Raw genomic sequence first — 12,709 nt, 5'->3', positions numbered from 1 at the left:
GAAGGCGGTCAGTGTGAGGGTGGCGAGCGGGTCCAGGCCTGACGTGCGGCGATCAGCAGTCCCAGCAGAATGAATCCGCCAGGGGCCAGGGTGGCCAGGCGCAAACCACCGTCGGCGGTCAGTACCCAGCCTTGCCAGTCCGCTTGCGCAGTGCCAGCCAGCCATGGCAGATGGCTGCCGAGTGTCCCGTTGCCGATGAGTTCGCGCAGCAAGCCAAGGCCTGCCATCAACGCGCCGAACAAGCCACACAGGCGCAGGCGATCACGCCGGGCGCTCTGAAAAAAACCGGTGTTTTCCAGCACGACGCATTGCAAGGCGATCAATCCTGCATAGAACCCCACATGTTGGTGCCATTGCAGCGACCAGAGTTGCGCGGCGAGTTCCGCGCAGCTGGTCAGCGTGGCCGCCAGCAGGACGGCGGCCAGCAGGTGTGTCACCGGGAGAAGTCGGGATCGCAAGGCGCCCATGCACACACCAAAGGCATTGATCACCACGATGAACATCAGCCACAAGCCCAAAGCGGACACCAGTGAGTCCGTGGCGCCGATCAGCGGCGCGAGCATCAGCGAGTTCTGCAGAGACGATGACTTATTCATGGGGGCTGCTCCCGATCAACTGTTGCCGGCGTTCATCGAAGTAGCGCAACGCGTCATGGATGGCGTTGATGACTGCTCTCGAAGTAATGGTTGCCCCCGACAATTGATCGAATTGCCCCTGATCCTTTTTCAAGGCCCAGCCAGCATCGGCAGGTTCGGTTCGAGATTTACCGACGAACACCTGAAACCAGGCATTAGGCCAGTCGGCAATCTTGCCACCCAGCCCCGGGGTTTCTGATTGCTGGAGCGTTTTGACGCCAAGCAACTTGCCGTTTGCGTCGATGGCGATCAGCAATTCGATGGCGCCCTCATAGCCTAAGGTCTGGCTGCGCAGCAACACGGCGCTGGGTTGGCCAGTCTTGGTCGCCAGATAGCCACCCAGCAGCGTGCTGTTGGCCAATCCAGTGTTTTCGAGGGTGAGCGGCTGTTCCAGTGGCTGATTGTCGTAGCGCTCGGCGGGAAGCAGATCCAGCAGGTTACGGCTGTCGATCAGGCGCTGTTCGGCCGCAATGCGTGGCGCGCTGATGTGCTGGACCAGGTGCGTCACGCCAATCCCCAGGCCTGCCAGTAAAACCAGGACCACAGTGCTCGATGCTCGGCTCATGGTGCACCCCGTTCCTGTCTGGAGGCGACAAACCGCTCCAGCGCCGGCACACAGAGGTTCATCAACAGCACGGCAAAGGCGACGCCGTCCGGATAACCACCCCAGGTACGAATCAGGTACGTCAGCAGCCCGACGCCCACGCCGAAAAGCAGTCGCGCGCCGGGGCTTTTTGCGCCAGACACCGGTTCCGTGACGATGAAGAATGCACCCAGCATGCTCGCGCCAGTGAGCAGATGAAACAGCGGCGAGCCATGGGAGTCGGAGCCTGAGCCGTTCCAGCACAGGAGGCTGATGATGAACAGGCTGACGAGCATGCCGACCGGCGCATGCCAGCTGAATACCTGTCGTTGCAGCAGAAACGCGCCGCCCGCCAAAAAGGCCAGGTTGACCCATTCCATGCCTCGGCCGCCGAAGTGACCGAACGCCGGGTTAGCGGCAAACAGTTCGTCCATGGTCAGGCTTTTGTTGATCCGCAGGCTGTCCAGCGATGTCGCCTGGACCCAGGCATCCGGAGTCTGGCTGAGGCTGAACCCAAACACCTGCTGCAAGCCGCCGAGCAGGTCCAGTCCATGGGGCGACGGCCAGTGGGTCATCTGTTGGGGAAAGCTCACCATCACGAGGGCGAAACCAAGCATTGCCGGGTTGAACGGGTTCTTTCCTACGCCGCCATACAGGTGTTTGCCAAACACCATCGCGAACACCGCGGCACAGACCGTCAGCCACCATGGGCAATAAGGCGGCAAGGCCAGAGCCAACAGCGTCGCGCTGACCAGCGCGCTGCCGTCGCTCAAGGTCGGCTTGAGCGGTCGCTTGCGCAGCTGCAATACGGCGGCTTCAACGGCCAGTGCGGTAATGCCCGTCAGAATCAGGTTGATCAACCCCCCCCAACCATATAGCCAGAACAACATCAGCATTCCCGGCACGGTGGCCAGCAATACCAGCTTCATGGCCTGCTGAAGGCGCTCGTCGACCGATTCAAGGGGCGACATAGGCATCCACCTGGCGCTCGGCTTCATTCACCGCGAGTTCCAGTGCTTCGATCTGCTCAGCCGGCGCTTCGCTGGCTTGGGCTTTCTTGAGTTCGGCGCGGCGCATGGCCAACTGGATCTTTGCCCGATTCAACTGCGCATTTTTCGCCGGAGCGACGGGCGCCGGGGCTGGCGGTGCAGTGCTTTCCAGTTTCGCCAACGCCTGTTCGGCAGCCTCGAACTGTTGTTGCAGGACGATCAGTTGCGACTGCTGTTCGAAGGTCGGCGGATGCCCGAACGCCTTGAGAGACTTGTTCAGTTGCGCCCGACTCATCGCCAGATCGATCTTGGCCTTTTTCAACGCTGCATCCGCATTGGCTGCCTTCTGTGCGCGGACTCGCTCAAGAGCGGCCTGAACCGGGTCGAGCGTCGTCACTTCGCTCTGCCGCACTGCGCGTTGGGCACGGGCCTGACGTTCAGCGAGTTTGTGTTCTTCTTCACGACGCAGGCGAGCGTTGCGCTGTTCGAATCGGCGCCGTGCGTGATCGCGCTTGGCCGTCCGGGCGCGTTGTTCCTCAAGGCTGAACGCCAGGCCGCCGACAATCGGTAGTACCGTGGCTAGCGGCAACGGGCGCATCTCGATGCAATCCACCGGGCAGGGCGCCACGCACAGGTCGCAACCGGTGCATTCATCGACGATCACCGTGTGCATCAATTTCGCCGCGCCGACAATGGCATCCACCGGGCAGGCCTGGATGCACTTGGTGCAGCCAATACACTCCGCTTCACGAATGTAGGCGATCTGTGCCGGTGCCGAGCCGCGACTGACGTCCAGTTCCAGCACCGGCACTTTCAACAGCTCGGCCAGGGCCGCGATGGTTTCGCTGCCGCCCGGCGGGCATTTGTTGATCGGCTCGCCGCTGGCAATGCCTTCGGCGTACGGTTTGCATCCGGGATGGCCGCACTTGCCGCATTGGGTCTGCGGCAAGAGCGCGTCGATGCGTTGAATCAGACTCATGTTTTGATCAGTCCACTGAATCCGAGAAAAACCACTGCGATCAGTCCGGCGCCGATCAACTCGATCGGCAGGCCACGAAAGGGCAGGGGGACATCGTTATCGAGAGTGCGCTGGCGCAAATCGCTGAACAGGCACAGCACTAGCCAGAACCCCAGCCCGGCGCCGAGGCCCAGAAACGTTGCGTGAAAAAATCCTTTGTTGTCCTGGGCGTTGAGCAATGTCAGCCCCAGCACGCCAGCGTTGCCCAACAGGAGGGGCCAGAGGCCGTCGAACGCAAGCTTGGGAAGTCCCCGCGCCAGCAGCTTCAGCAGCGGGCCAATCAACAGAACGCTCAACGGCAGGAACACGAAAAGGCGCAGCGAGGTCAGCTCCAGCGGCATTAGCAGCCAGTGGTAAAGCGCGTAGCCCAGCATGCCAACGATCAGCATCAAGCACGCGGTCGCCATACCCAGCGCGTGGACCTGATGACGCTCGGAGCCCAGCAGCGGATCGACGCCCAACGGCCAGTGCAACACGAGGTTGTTGATCAGGGCAGTGCTGATAAGCGTAAGAAGCAGTTCGGTCATGATCGTGCCGGAAAGAGCAGGCCTGTCTAACAAGGTTAGGCATTATCCGGCAAGGGCGGAGGGTGGGCCAGATATGAAAATCCCACAGTCGCGCCAGGCACGACTGTGGGATGGGTTTACCGCAGAACCTTACTTGATGCGCTGGCCCGGCTTGGCGCCGCTGTCAGGGCTGAGCAGGTAGATTTCTTCACCGCCAGGGCCGGCTGCCATGACCATGCCTTCGGAGATGCCGAACTTCATTTTCCGTGGCTTGAGGTTGGCGATCATCATCGTCAGACGACCATTGAGCTTGGACGGATCCGGGTAAGCACTCTTGATCCCGGAGAACACGTTGCGTTGCTCGTCACCGATGTCCAAGGTCAGGCGCAGCAGTTTGTCAGCACCTTCCACGTGTTCGGCCTTGAGGATCAGGGCGACGCGCAGGTCGACAGCGGCAAAGGCATCGAACTCGATCTCTGGCGACAGCGGATCCTTGGCCAGTTCGCCATTGCCGGCAGGCGCAGCGTCACCGGTGTCGGTCTGGCTGGCGGTCAGGTCTTCTTTCGAAGCGTCGCTCATGGCTTGCACTTTTACCGGGTCGATACGGGTCATCAACGGTTTGAACTCGTTCAGCTGATGGTTACTGAGCAAGGTGGCGTGGTCGTCCCAGGTCAGTGGCGCGACGTTCAGGAACGCCTCGGCGTCGGCGGCCAGCAACGGCAACACCGGCTTGAGGAAGATCACCAGCTGGCGGAACAGGTTCACGCCCAAGGCGCAGATGGCCTGGACTTCGTCCTGCTTGCCTTCCTGTTTGTTCAGCGACCACGGTGCCTTGTCGGCGATCCAGGCGTTGGCACGGTCGGCCAGGCCCATGATTTCGCGCATGGCACGGGCGAAGTCGCGAGCCTCGTAGGCCTCGGCAATGCTTGGCGCTGCGGCAAGGAACGCTTCGGTCAGTTCCGGCGCGGCATTACCCGCCACCAGCACACCGGCGTTGCCTTTATGGATGAAACCGGCGCAACGGCTGGCGATGTTGACGACTTTACCGACCAGGTCGGAGTTGACCTTCTGCACGAAGTCTTCGAGGTTCAGGTCGAGGTCGTCGACACCACGGCTCAGCTTGGCCGCGTAGTAGTAGCGCAGGTATTCCGGCGACAGGTGGTCCAGATAGGTCCGGGCCTTGATGAAGGTGCCACGGGATTTGGACATTTTCTGACCGTTGACGGTCAGGTAGCCGTGCACGTTGATGCCGGTCGGCTTACGGAAACCGGCGCCTTCGAGCATGGCTGGCCAGAACAGGGCATGGAAGTTGACGATGTCCTTGCCGATGAAATGGTACAGCTCGGCGGTGGAATCCTTGCCCCAGAACGCGTCGAAATCAAGTGTAGGCGTGCGGTCGCAGAGGTTCTTGAAGCTGGCCATGTAGCCGATCGGCGCGTCCAGCCAGACGTAGAAATACTTGCCCGGCTCGTCGGGAATTTCGAAGCCGAAGTACGGCGCATCGCGGGAGATGTCCCACTGTTGCAGGCCGGCGTCCAGCCATTCGGCGATTTTGTTCGCCACGGCTTCTTGCAGGGTGCCGCTGCGGGTCCAGACTTGCAGCATTTCCTGGAAGTCCGGCAGCTTGAAGAAGAAGTGCTGGGAATCCTTGAGCACCGGGGTGGCGCCGGAGATCGCCGACTTCGGATCCTTCAGGTCAGTCGGTGCGTAGGTCGCACCGCATTTTTCGCAGTTGTCGCCGTACTGGTCTTCGGTGCCGCATTTCGGGCAGGTGCCCTTGATGAAGCGGTCGGCCAGGAACATTTTCTTTTCCGGGTCGAAGTACTGAGTGATCGACCGCGTGGCAATGTGCCCGGCGTCGCGCAGCTTCAGGTAGATCTGGCTCGACAGCTCACGGTTTTCTTCGGCGTGAGTGGAGTGGAAGTTGTCGAAGTCCACCAGGAACTCGGCAAAGTCGGCGCTGTGTTCAGCCTGGACGTTGGCGATCAGTTGTTCCGGAGAGATGCCTTCCTTTTCCGCGCGCAGCATGATGGCCGAACCGTGGGCGTCGTCGGCGCAGACATAAATGCATTGATTGCCGCGGTGCTTCTGGAAGCGCACCCACATATCGGTCTGGATGTATTCCAGCATGTGGCCAAGATGGATCGAACCATTGGCATAGGGCAGGGCGCTGGTGACGAGGATCTTGCGTGGCTCGGACATGGGGCTCGGCTACTTGATGAAACGGAGGTCGGCCACTATAAAGCGCCGGCGCATATTTTTCACCCCCGAGGCCAGCCTCCACGAACCTTTGCGTCTGGTCATAAAGCATTTGTCACATCCTGAAAGCATGCCGTCCAGACTTTAGAACAGGTACGATACCCGCCTGATTTTCCAGTCTTGCTATCGGAGTTGCCCATGAGCGTCGTCAATCGCGCAGCGGTGGAAGCCGTCCTTCGCCAATACACCGACCCTTACCTGAACCAGGACCCGGTCAGCGCCGGGTGCGTGCGCGGCATCGACATTCAGGGTGATCGCGTCAGCGTCCAGCTGGAGTTGGGTTACGCCGCCGGTCTGTTCAAGAGTGGCTGGGCGCAGTTGCTGCAAATGGCCATTGAAGGGCTGGACGGCGTGACCATCGCCCGCGTCGAGATCACCAGTGTCATTGCCGCGCACAAGGCTCAAGCGCAGATCCCGGGGCTGGCCAACGTCAAGAACGTGGTGGCCGTGGCGTCCGGCAAGGGCGGTGTGGGCAAATCAACCACCGCCGCCAACCTGGCCTTGGCCCTGGCCCGCGAAGGCGCCAAGGTCGGGATTCTCGACGCGGACATTTACGGACCGAGCCAGGGCATCATGTTCGGCATCCCCGAAGGCACCCGACCCAAGGTCAAGGATCAGAAGTGGTTTATTCCGATCGAGTCCCACGGCGTCGAAGTCATGTCCATGGCGTTCCTGACCGATGACAACACGCCGATGGTCTGGCGCGGGCCGATGGTTTCCGGTGCCTTGTTGCAACTCGTCACTCAAACCGCCTGGGGCGACCTCGATTACCTGGTCATCGACATGCCACCAGGCACCGGCGACATCCAGCTGACCCTGGCGCAGAAAGTCCCGGTGGCCGGCGCGGTGATCGTTACCACGCCGCAGGACCTGGCATTGCTGGACGCGCGCAAAGGCGTGGAAATGTTCCGCAAGGTCAACATCCCGGTGCTGGGCGTGGTGGAAAACATGGCCGTGCACATCTGCTCCAATTGCGGACATGCCGAGCATCTGTTCGGTGAGGGCGGTGGTGTGAAGCTGGCCAACCAGTACGGCGTCGAGTTGCTGGCTTCCTTGCCACTGTCGATGATCATCCGCGAGCAGGCCGATGGCGGCAAGCCGACGGTGATCGCCGAGCCTGACAGCCAGATTGCGATGGTTTACCAGGAACTGGCCCGCCATGTCGGCGCACGGATCGTGTTGCAGGAAGCGGCGACACCGGCCATGCCGAACATCACGATCAGCGACGATTAAACCGCTTTTGTAGGAGCCAGGCTTGCCGGCGAAGGCGTCTTCAAGGCCGCTTTCGCCGGCAAGCCTGGCTCCTACAAGGGCCGTGGTGTGGCTTTAGATCCGCAACCCGCCATCCAATTCCAGAATCCGGCCGGTGTAGTAGTCGTTCTCGAAAATGTAGGCCGCCGAATGGGCGATCTCTTCAGGCGTGCCCATGCGCTTGAGTGGAATCCCGGACGTTATCTTCTCCAGCGCCTCAGGCTTCATGCTCAGCGCCATCTCGGTCTCGATAAAGCCCGGTGCAATGGCCGCCACACGAATACCGTAGCGTGCCAGTTCCTTGGCCCAGGTCACGGTCGCGGCAGCGACACCGGCCTTGGCGGCGGAGTAGTTGGTCTGACCGACGTTGCCTGCGCGGGAGATCGACGAGATATTGATGACTGCGCCGCTGTTGTTCAGCTCGACCATTTTGGCCGCGACTTCACGGGTGCACAGGAATACGCCGGTCAGATTGACGTCGATGACCGACTGCCACTGGGCCAGGCTCATCTTGGTCATCTCGCCGTCCTTGACCTTGATCAGCAGGCCATCGCGCAGAATCCCGGCGTTGTTGATCAGGCCATGGATCGCGCCGAAGTCCTCGGCCACCTGGGCGACCATGTGGGTCACTTGCTCTTCATTGGCGACATTGCACAGATAAGCGCGAGCATCAACGCCCTTAGCCCTGCAAGCGGCGACGGTGTCGTCGAGCTTTTCCTGGTTCAGGTCCACCAGCGCCAGCTTCGCGCCTTTGCTGGCGAAATACTCGGCCATGGAACGGCCTAAACCCTGGCAACCGCCCGTGATAATGATTACTTTGTCAGTGAGTTGCATTCGCATGCCCCAATAGCAGGTCAGAGGAGTGGTTTCCTTTTAGAGAGTAGCCTCTCGATCTGCACCTGATGCGGCCTGGCTGCACATGAGAACTGCCCCAATGGCGGACTGGAACGTATCCCAGGCGCCTGTCCGTATTTTAGACGGATTCTATTTAAGGAGTCATAAATTGAGCGTTGAAGCGGCCAAGAATGCCCGAGAATTGCTTCTCAAGGAATACCGTGGAGTGCTCTCGACGCACTCCAAGGCGATGCCCGGTTTCCCGTTTGGCTCCGTGGTTCCTTACTGTCTGGACGAACAGGGCCGGCCGCTGATCCTTATCAGCCGTATCGCCCAGCACACGCATAACCTGCAGAAAGATCCGAAATGCTCACTGTTTGTGGGCGAGCGCGGGGCCGAAGACATGCAAGCCGTTGGTCGCCTGACCTACCTCGCCGAGGCAGAAAAGCTCGAGGACGAGGCCGCCATCGACGCGGCGGCTGACCGCTACTACCGCTATTTCCCGGATTCGCAGAGCTACCACAAGGCCCACGATTTCGATTTCTGGGTGCTCAAACCGGTACGTCACCGTTACATCGGCGGCTTCGGCGCGATTCACTGGGTCGATCAGTTGACCCTGGCCAACCCATTCGCCGGAAAGGCCGAAGCGAGCATGGTCGAGCACATGAATGCCGATCATGCCAAAGCCATCGCCCACTACGTCGAGCTGGCGGGCCTGCCGAAAACCGAGCCGGCGCAATTGGCGGGTATCGACACCGAAGGCATGCACCTGCGCATTGGTCAGGGACTCTACTGGCTGCCGTTTCAAGCGCCATGTAATACGCCGACACAAGTACGCGAAGCCTTGGTTTTCCTGGCTCACGCCGAACATTGGCCGAAAAATGAAGTGGCCGACGCTTGAATTCACGAAAGGGCGACGTCATCTAGAGGAGACTGGCAAGGCATTCTTGCGTTGAGGAACCATTTGATGCGCCCTTTTTTATTGCTCTTTGTACTGTTCCCGGTGTTGGAGCTGTTCGTATTCGTCAAGGTCAGCGGGGCGATCGGGTTTTTCCCGGCCCTGCTGCTGGTGATTCTCGGCTCGATGCTCGGCGTGTTCGTGCTGCGTATCGCCGGTCTGGCCACTGCGCTGCGTGCTCGTGAAAGCCTGAACCGTGGCGAGCTGCCGGCCCAGACCATGCTTGAAGGTTTGATGCTGGCGCTGGCGGGTGGTCTGTTGATCCTGCCGGGCTTCGTTACCGACGTGCTGGGTCTGATCATGTTGCTGCCGATCTCTCGTCGACTGTTGGCCAATAAAATGCGCCAGCGGGCCGAAGAGCAGGCGATCCGTCAGCGTGCATTCGCCGATGACCTTCAGCCACGTGGCGGCGGCCCTGCGACCCGCGAGCCGCTGGGCCGCGAACCCAATGTGATCGAAGGCGAGTTCGAACACCGCGATTCCAAGTAAATCGTTTCACCTGCACGGCACCTTCGGGTGCCGTGTTCGTTTGTGGGGCAGCAACATGAAAAAATTTGCTCACTCGCCCTTGTAATAAGCTTATGCGCCCTTATGTAACGGTCACCGCAAGGTTTCTGGCGATTACGCCAGACAGACTTCCGCGTCTCGCTTGTCGAGCCGCACCCGGCACTGCCGGATTTGTTAAACCCGCCGGGAATACACCGGCCGATGAAAACCACAATTAGGAGAGATCGACAATGAAGCTTCGTCCTCTGCATGACCGCGTCGTCATCCGTCGCAGCGAAGAAGAAAAGAAAACCGCTGGCGGTATCGTCCTGCCAGGTTCGGCTGCTGAAAAAGCCAACAGCGGCGAGATCCTCGCTGTCGGTACCGGCCGCGTGCTGGACAACGGTGAAGTGCGTGCACTGGCCGTGAAAGTGGGTGACAAGGTTGTGTTCGGCCCTTACTCCGGCAGCAACACCGTGAAAGTCGACGGCGAAGACCTGTTGGTAATGAGCGAGAACGAAATCCTCGCTGTTATCGAAGGCTGATTCCCCGCTCATTTTCCCGCTACTACAAAGTATTTAAGGAATATCGATCATGGCTGCTAAAGAAGTTAAATTCGGCGATTCCGCCCGCAAGAAAATGCTCGCCGGTGTCAACGTCCTGGCTGACGCAGTGAAAGCGACCCTGGGCCCTAAAGGCCGTAACGTGATCATCGAGAAGAGCTTCGGCGCTCCGACCATCACCAAGGACGGCGTGTCCGTTGCCAAAGAAATCGAGCTGAAAGATCGCTTCGAAAACATGGGCGCGCAGCTGGTCAAAGACGTTGCCTCCCGTGCCAACGATGACGCAGGCGACGGCACCACCACCGCTACCGTTCTGGCTCAATCGATCGTCAACGAAGGCCTGAAAGCCGTCGCTGCCGGCATGAACCCGATGGACCTGAAGCGCGGTATCGACAAAGCGACCATCGCAATCGTCAAAGAGCTGAAAGCCCTGTCCAAGCCTTGCGCTGACACCAAGGCAATCGCTCAGGTCGGCACCATCTCGGCCAACTCCGACAACTCCATCGGCGACATCATTGCCGAAGCCATGGAAAAAGTCGGTAAAGAAGGCGTGATCACCGTTGAAGAAGGCTCGGGCCTGGAAAACGAACTGTCGGTTGTTGAAGGCATGCAGTTCGACCGTGGTTACCTGTCCCCGTACTTCGTCAACAAGCCAGAGACCATGACTGCCGAGCTCGACGGTCCGCTGATCCTGCTGGTCGACAAGAAAATCTCGAACATCCGTGAACTGCTGCCAGTACTGGAAGCCGTTGCCAAAGCAGGTCGTCCGCTGCTGATCGTGAGCGAAGACGTTGAAGGCGAAGCCCTGGCGACTCTGGTTGTGAACAACATGCGCGGTATCGTCAAAGTTGTTGCCGTCAAGGCTCCAGGCTTCGGCGACCGTCGCAAGGCCATGCTGCAGGACATCGCTGTCCTGACCGGCGGTACCGTTATCTCCGAAGAGATCGGTCTGAGCCTGGAAAGCGCTACCCTGGAACACCTGGGTAATGCCAAGCGCGTAGCCGTAACCAAGGAAAACACCACCGTCATCGACGGCGCCGGCGTTGAAGCTGATATCCAGGCTCGCGTCCTGCAAATCCGTCAGCAAGTGGCCGACACTTCGTCCGACTACGACCGTGAAAAACTGCAAGAGCGTCTGGCCAAGCTGTCCGGCGGCGTTGCAGTGATCAAGGTTGGCGCGGGTTCCGAAGTTGAAATGAAAGAAAAGAAAGCCCGCGTTGAAGACGCCCTGCACGCTACTCGTGCAGCCGTTGAAGAAGGCGTGGTACCTGGCGGTGGCGTAGCGCTGATTCGCGCTCTGCAAGCCATCAGCGAACTGAAAGGCGACAACGCTGATCAGAACGTCGGTATTGCTGTACTGCGTCGCGCTATCGAATCGCCACTGCGTCAGATCGTTGCCAACTCCGGCGACGAGCCAAGCGTAGTCGTCGACAAGGTCAAGCAAGGCTCGGGTAACTTCGGTTACAACGCTGCTACCGGCGAATACGGCGACATGATCGAAATGGGCATCCTCGACCCTACCAAAGTGACTCGTTCTGCTCTGCAGGCTGCGGCGTCCATTGGTGGCTTGATGCTGACCACCGAAGCCATGATCGCTGATGCTCCGGACGACAAACCAGCTGGCGGCGGCATGCCAGACATGGGCGGTATGGGCGGCATGGGCGGCATGATGTAAGCCAGCCTTACCCTCTACGAGCTTACCCCTATAAAAAAGCCCCGCCTGCGATAAGCAGGCGGGGTTTTTTATTGCCCTCTATAAAGTCAAAAGATCGCAGCCTGCGGCAGCTCCTACGGTGGATTGCGAACCTCTGTAGGAGCTGGCGAAGCCTGCGATCTTTTGATCTTGCTTCAGGCGCTAACCGGTTCTGCCTTGGCAACCGGCTCAGCCTTGGAAGCCGGGCGATAAAGGATGTAGTAATACGACCCCAGACAAATCAGCCAGCAGAAAATCGCCGTCCACACGTTGTGCGAAAAGAAGTGCGCCCCTTGCATCATCCGGCTTATGGAAAACACCGTGCCCAATGCGAAAGCGAACACAAACGCCTTGCGTGCCAGACGAGGACGACGGTCACGCAGGACAAAGAACAGCGCAAACAGTGTGAAACCGGTCGCCGCATGACCGCCGGGCCAGCAACGGCCAGGTTTATCGGTGTGTGGGCGAGGGCTGAGCAGTTCGCTATAGGTTTCGTGACCGCCGAACTGCTCAAGGCTCCATGGGCATTGAACGGCCGTTACCGCTTTGACTGGCGTGACAAAGGAGGTCGCCAGAGCCAGAGACAGCACCAGGCAGCCCAGTTCCCGTTTGATCGGTTTGAGCCTGTCCATGAAAAAGGAGGCGATGAAACCGAAGATGGCCAACACCGAGAAGGCGATGACCACTTGCTTGGCGCGGTCATGCAGGATGTTTTCGAGGAAGTAACTGTGCCGCCCGACGAAGTCGCCCGCGACCGGGTCATAAAACAGCTTGGCAAGGTCCATGTCCAGGGACGTCAGTTCGAGCAGCACCAGAATGATCGCTGCAACGGCGGGAACTCCCAGGCACACCCAAAAGTTGAGTGGGCGAGAGATGGGACGGACAACGGTTGATGACATGACGGATCCTGAGCATTAGAAATAGCCCCGGGGCA

At 59.8% G+C, this 12,709-nt stretch carries 13 protein-coding genes; 5 read left to right on the top strand and 8 right to left on the bottom strand.

All coding sequences use genetic code 11. The annotated features are described in order from the left end of the window. Window positions 1-8 precede the first annotated feature (8 nt). The 6 genes from ACYZT5_RS18360 to metG all read right to left on the bottom strand — a co-directional run bounded on the left by ACYZT5_RS18360 (window position 9) and on the right by metG (window position 5,933). Window positions 9-596 carry an Rnf-Nqr domain containing protein gene (locus ACYZT5_RS18360; protein ID WP_462046812.1) on the bottom strand — a complete coding sequence of 196 codons (588 nt, stop codon included), beginning with the start codon at window positions 594-596 and terminating at the stop codon, window positions 9-11. Continuing rightward, window positions 589-1,200, bottom strand: coding sequence for an RnfABCDGE type electron transport complex subunit G (locus ACYZT5_RS18355; protein WP_462046811.1), 612 nt, complete (start codon window positions 1,198-1,200; stop codon window positions 589-591). The genes ACYZT5_RS18360 and ACYZT5_RS18355 overlap by 8 nt, the downstream gene beginning before the upstream one ends. Then, complete coding sequence (locus tag ACYZT5_RS18350; RefSeq protein ID WP_462046810.1) at window positions 1,197-2,189, bottom strand: RnfABCDGE type electron transport complex subunit D; 993 nt, start codon at window positions 2,187-2,189, stop codon at window positions 1,197-1,199. The genes ACYZT5_RS18355 and ACYZT5_RS18350 overlap by 4 nt, the downstream gene beginning before the upstream one ends. Beyond that, window positions 2,176-3,186, bottom strand: coding sequence for an electron transport complex subunit RsxB (gene rsxB, locus ACYZT5_RS18345; RefSeq protein WP_462046809.1), 1,011 nt, complete (start codon window positions 3,184-3,186; stop codon window positions 2,176-2,178). Before rsxB ends, ACYZT5_RS18350 begins: the two co-directional genes overlap by 14 nt. Beyond that, a complete protein-coding gene (locus ACYZT5_RS18340) occupies window positions 3,183-3,752 on the bottom strand; it encodes an electron transport complex protein RnfA (RefSeq protein ID WP_462046808.1) in 570 nt (189 codons plus the stop codon). The genes rsxB and ACYZT5_RS18340 overlap by 4 nt, the downstream gene beginning before the upstream one ends. Before the next feature lie 129 nt (window positions 3,753-3,881). Next, on the bottom strand, window positions 3,882-5,933 hold the full coding sequence (metG, locus tag ACYZT5_RS18335; RefSeq protein ID WP_462046807.1) for a methionine--tRNA ligase: 2,052 nt from the start codon (window positions 5,931-5,933) through the stop codon (window positions 3,882-3,884). 195 nt (window positions 5,934-6,128) lie between these two features. On the opposite strand from metG, the gene apbC reads away from it, so the two are divergent. Then, on the top strand, window positions 6,129-7,223 hold the full coding sequence (apbC, locus tag ACYZT5_RS18330) for an iron-sulfur cluster carrier protein ApbC (protein WP_449646056.1): 1,095 nt from the start codon (window positions 6,129-6,131) through the stop codon (window positions 7,221-7,223). 93 nt (window positions 7,224-7,316) lie between these two features. On the opposite strand, the gene ACYZT5_RS18325 is transcribed toward apbC, so the two are convergent. Then, window positions 7,317-8,075, bottom strand: a complete 759-nt coding sequence (locus tag ACYZT5_RS18325; protein ID WP_462046806.1) for an SDR family oxidoreductase — start codon at window positions 8,073-8,075, stop codon at window positions 7,317-7,319. A 169-nt stretch (window positions 8,076-8,244) separates the two neighbouring features. On the opposite strand from ACYZT5_RS18325, the gene ACYZT5_RS18320 reads away from it, so the two are divergent. The 4 genes from ACYZT5_RS18320 to groL all read left to right on the top strand — a co-directional run bounded on the left by ACYZT5_RS18320 (window position 8,245) and on the right by groL (window position 11,757). Then, a complete protein-coding gene (locus ACYZT5_RS18320; RefSeq protein ID WP_462046805.1) occupies window positions 8,245-8,976 on the top strand; it encodes a HugZ family pyridoxamine 5'-phosphate oxidase in 732 nt (243 codons plus the stop codon). 66 nt (window positions 8,977-9,042) lie between these two features. After that, on the top strand, window positions 9,043-9,522 hold the full coding sequence (locus tag ACYZT5_RS18315) for an FxsA family protein (RefSeq protein ID WP_462004240.1): 480 nt from the start codon (window positions 9,043-9,045) through the stop codon (window positions 9,520-9,522). A gap of 248 nt (window positions 9,523-9,770) precedes the next feature. Further along, on the top strand, window positions 9,771-10,064 hold the full coding sequence (locus ACYZT5_RS18310; protein WP_047532658.1) for a co-chaperone GroES: 294 nt from the start codon (window positions 9,771-9,773) through the stop codon (window positions 10,062-10,064). Between the two features lie 49 nt (window positions 10,065-10,113). Further along, window positions 10,114-11,757, top strand: coding sequence for a chaperonin GroEL (gene groL / locus ACYZT5_RS18305; protein WP_129438004.1), 1,644 nt, complete (start codon window positions 10,114-10,116; stop codon window positions 11,755-11,757). Between the two features lie 173 nt (window positions 11,758-11,930). Here groL and ACYZT5_RS18300 read toward each other — a convergent pair whose 3' ends face one another. After that, window positions 11,931-12,674: a phosphatase PAP2 family protein gene (locus tag ACYZT5_RS18300; protein WP_462046804.1), complete on the bottom strand. Its 744-nt coding sequence runs from the start codon at window positions 12,672-12,674 to the stop codon at window positions 11,931-11,933. Window positions 12,675-12,709 lie beyond the last annotated feature (35 nt).

This window comes from Pseudomonas sp. LB3P14, assembly GCF_054898045.1.
This window is presented reverse-complemented; position numbering and strand designations above follow the sequence as displayed.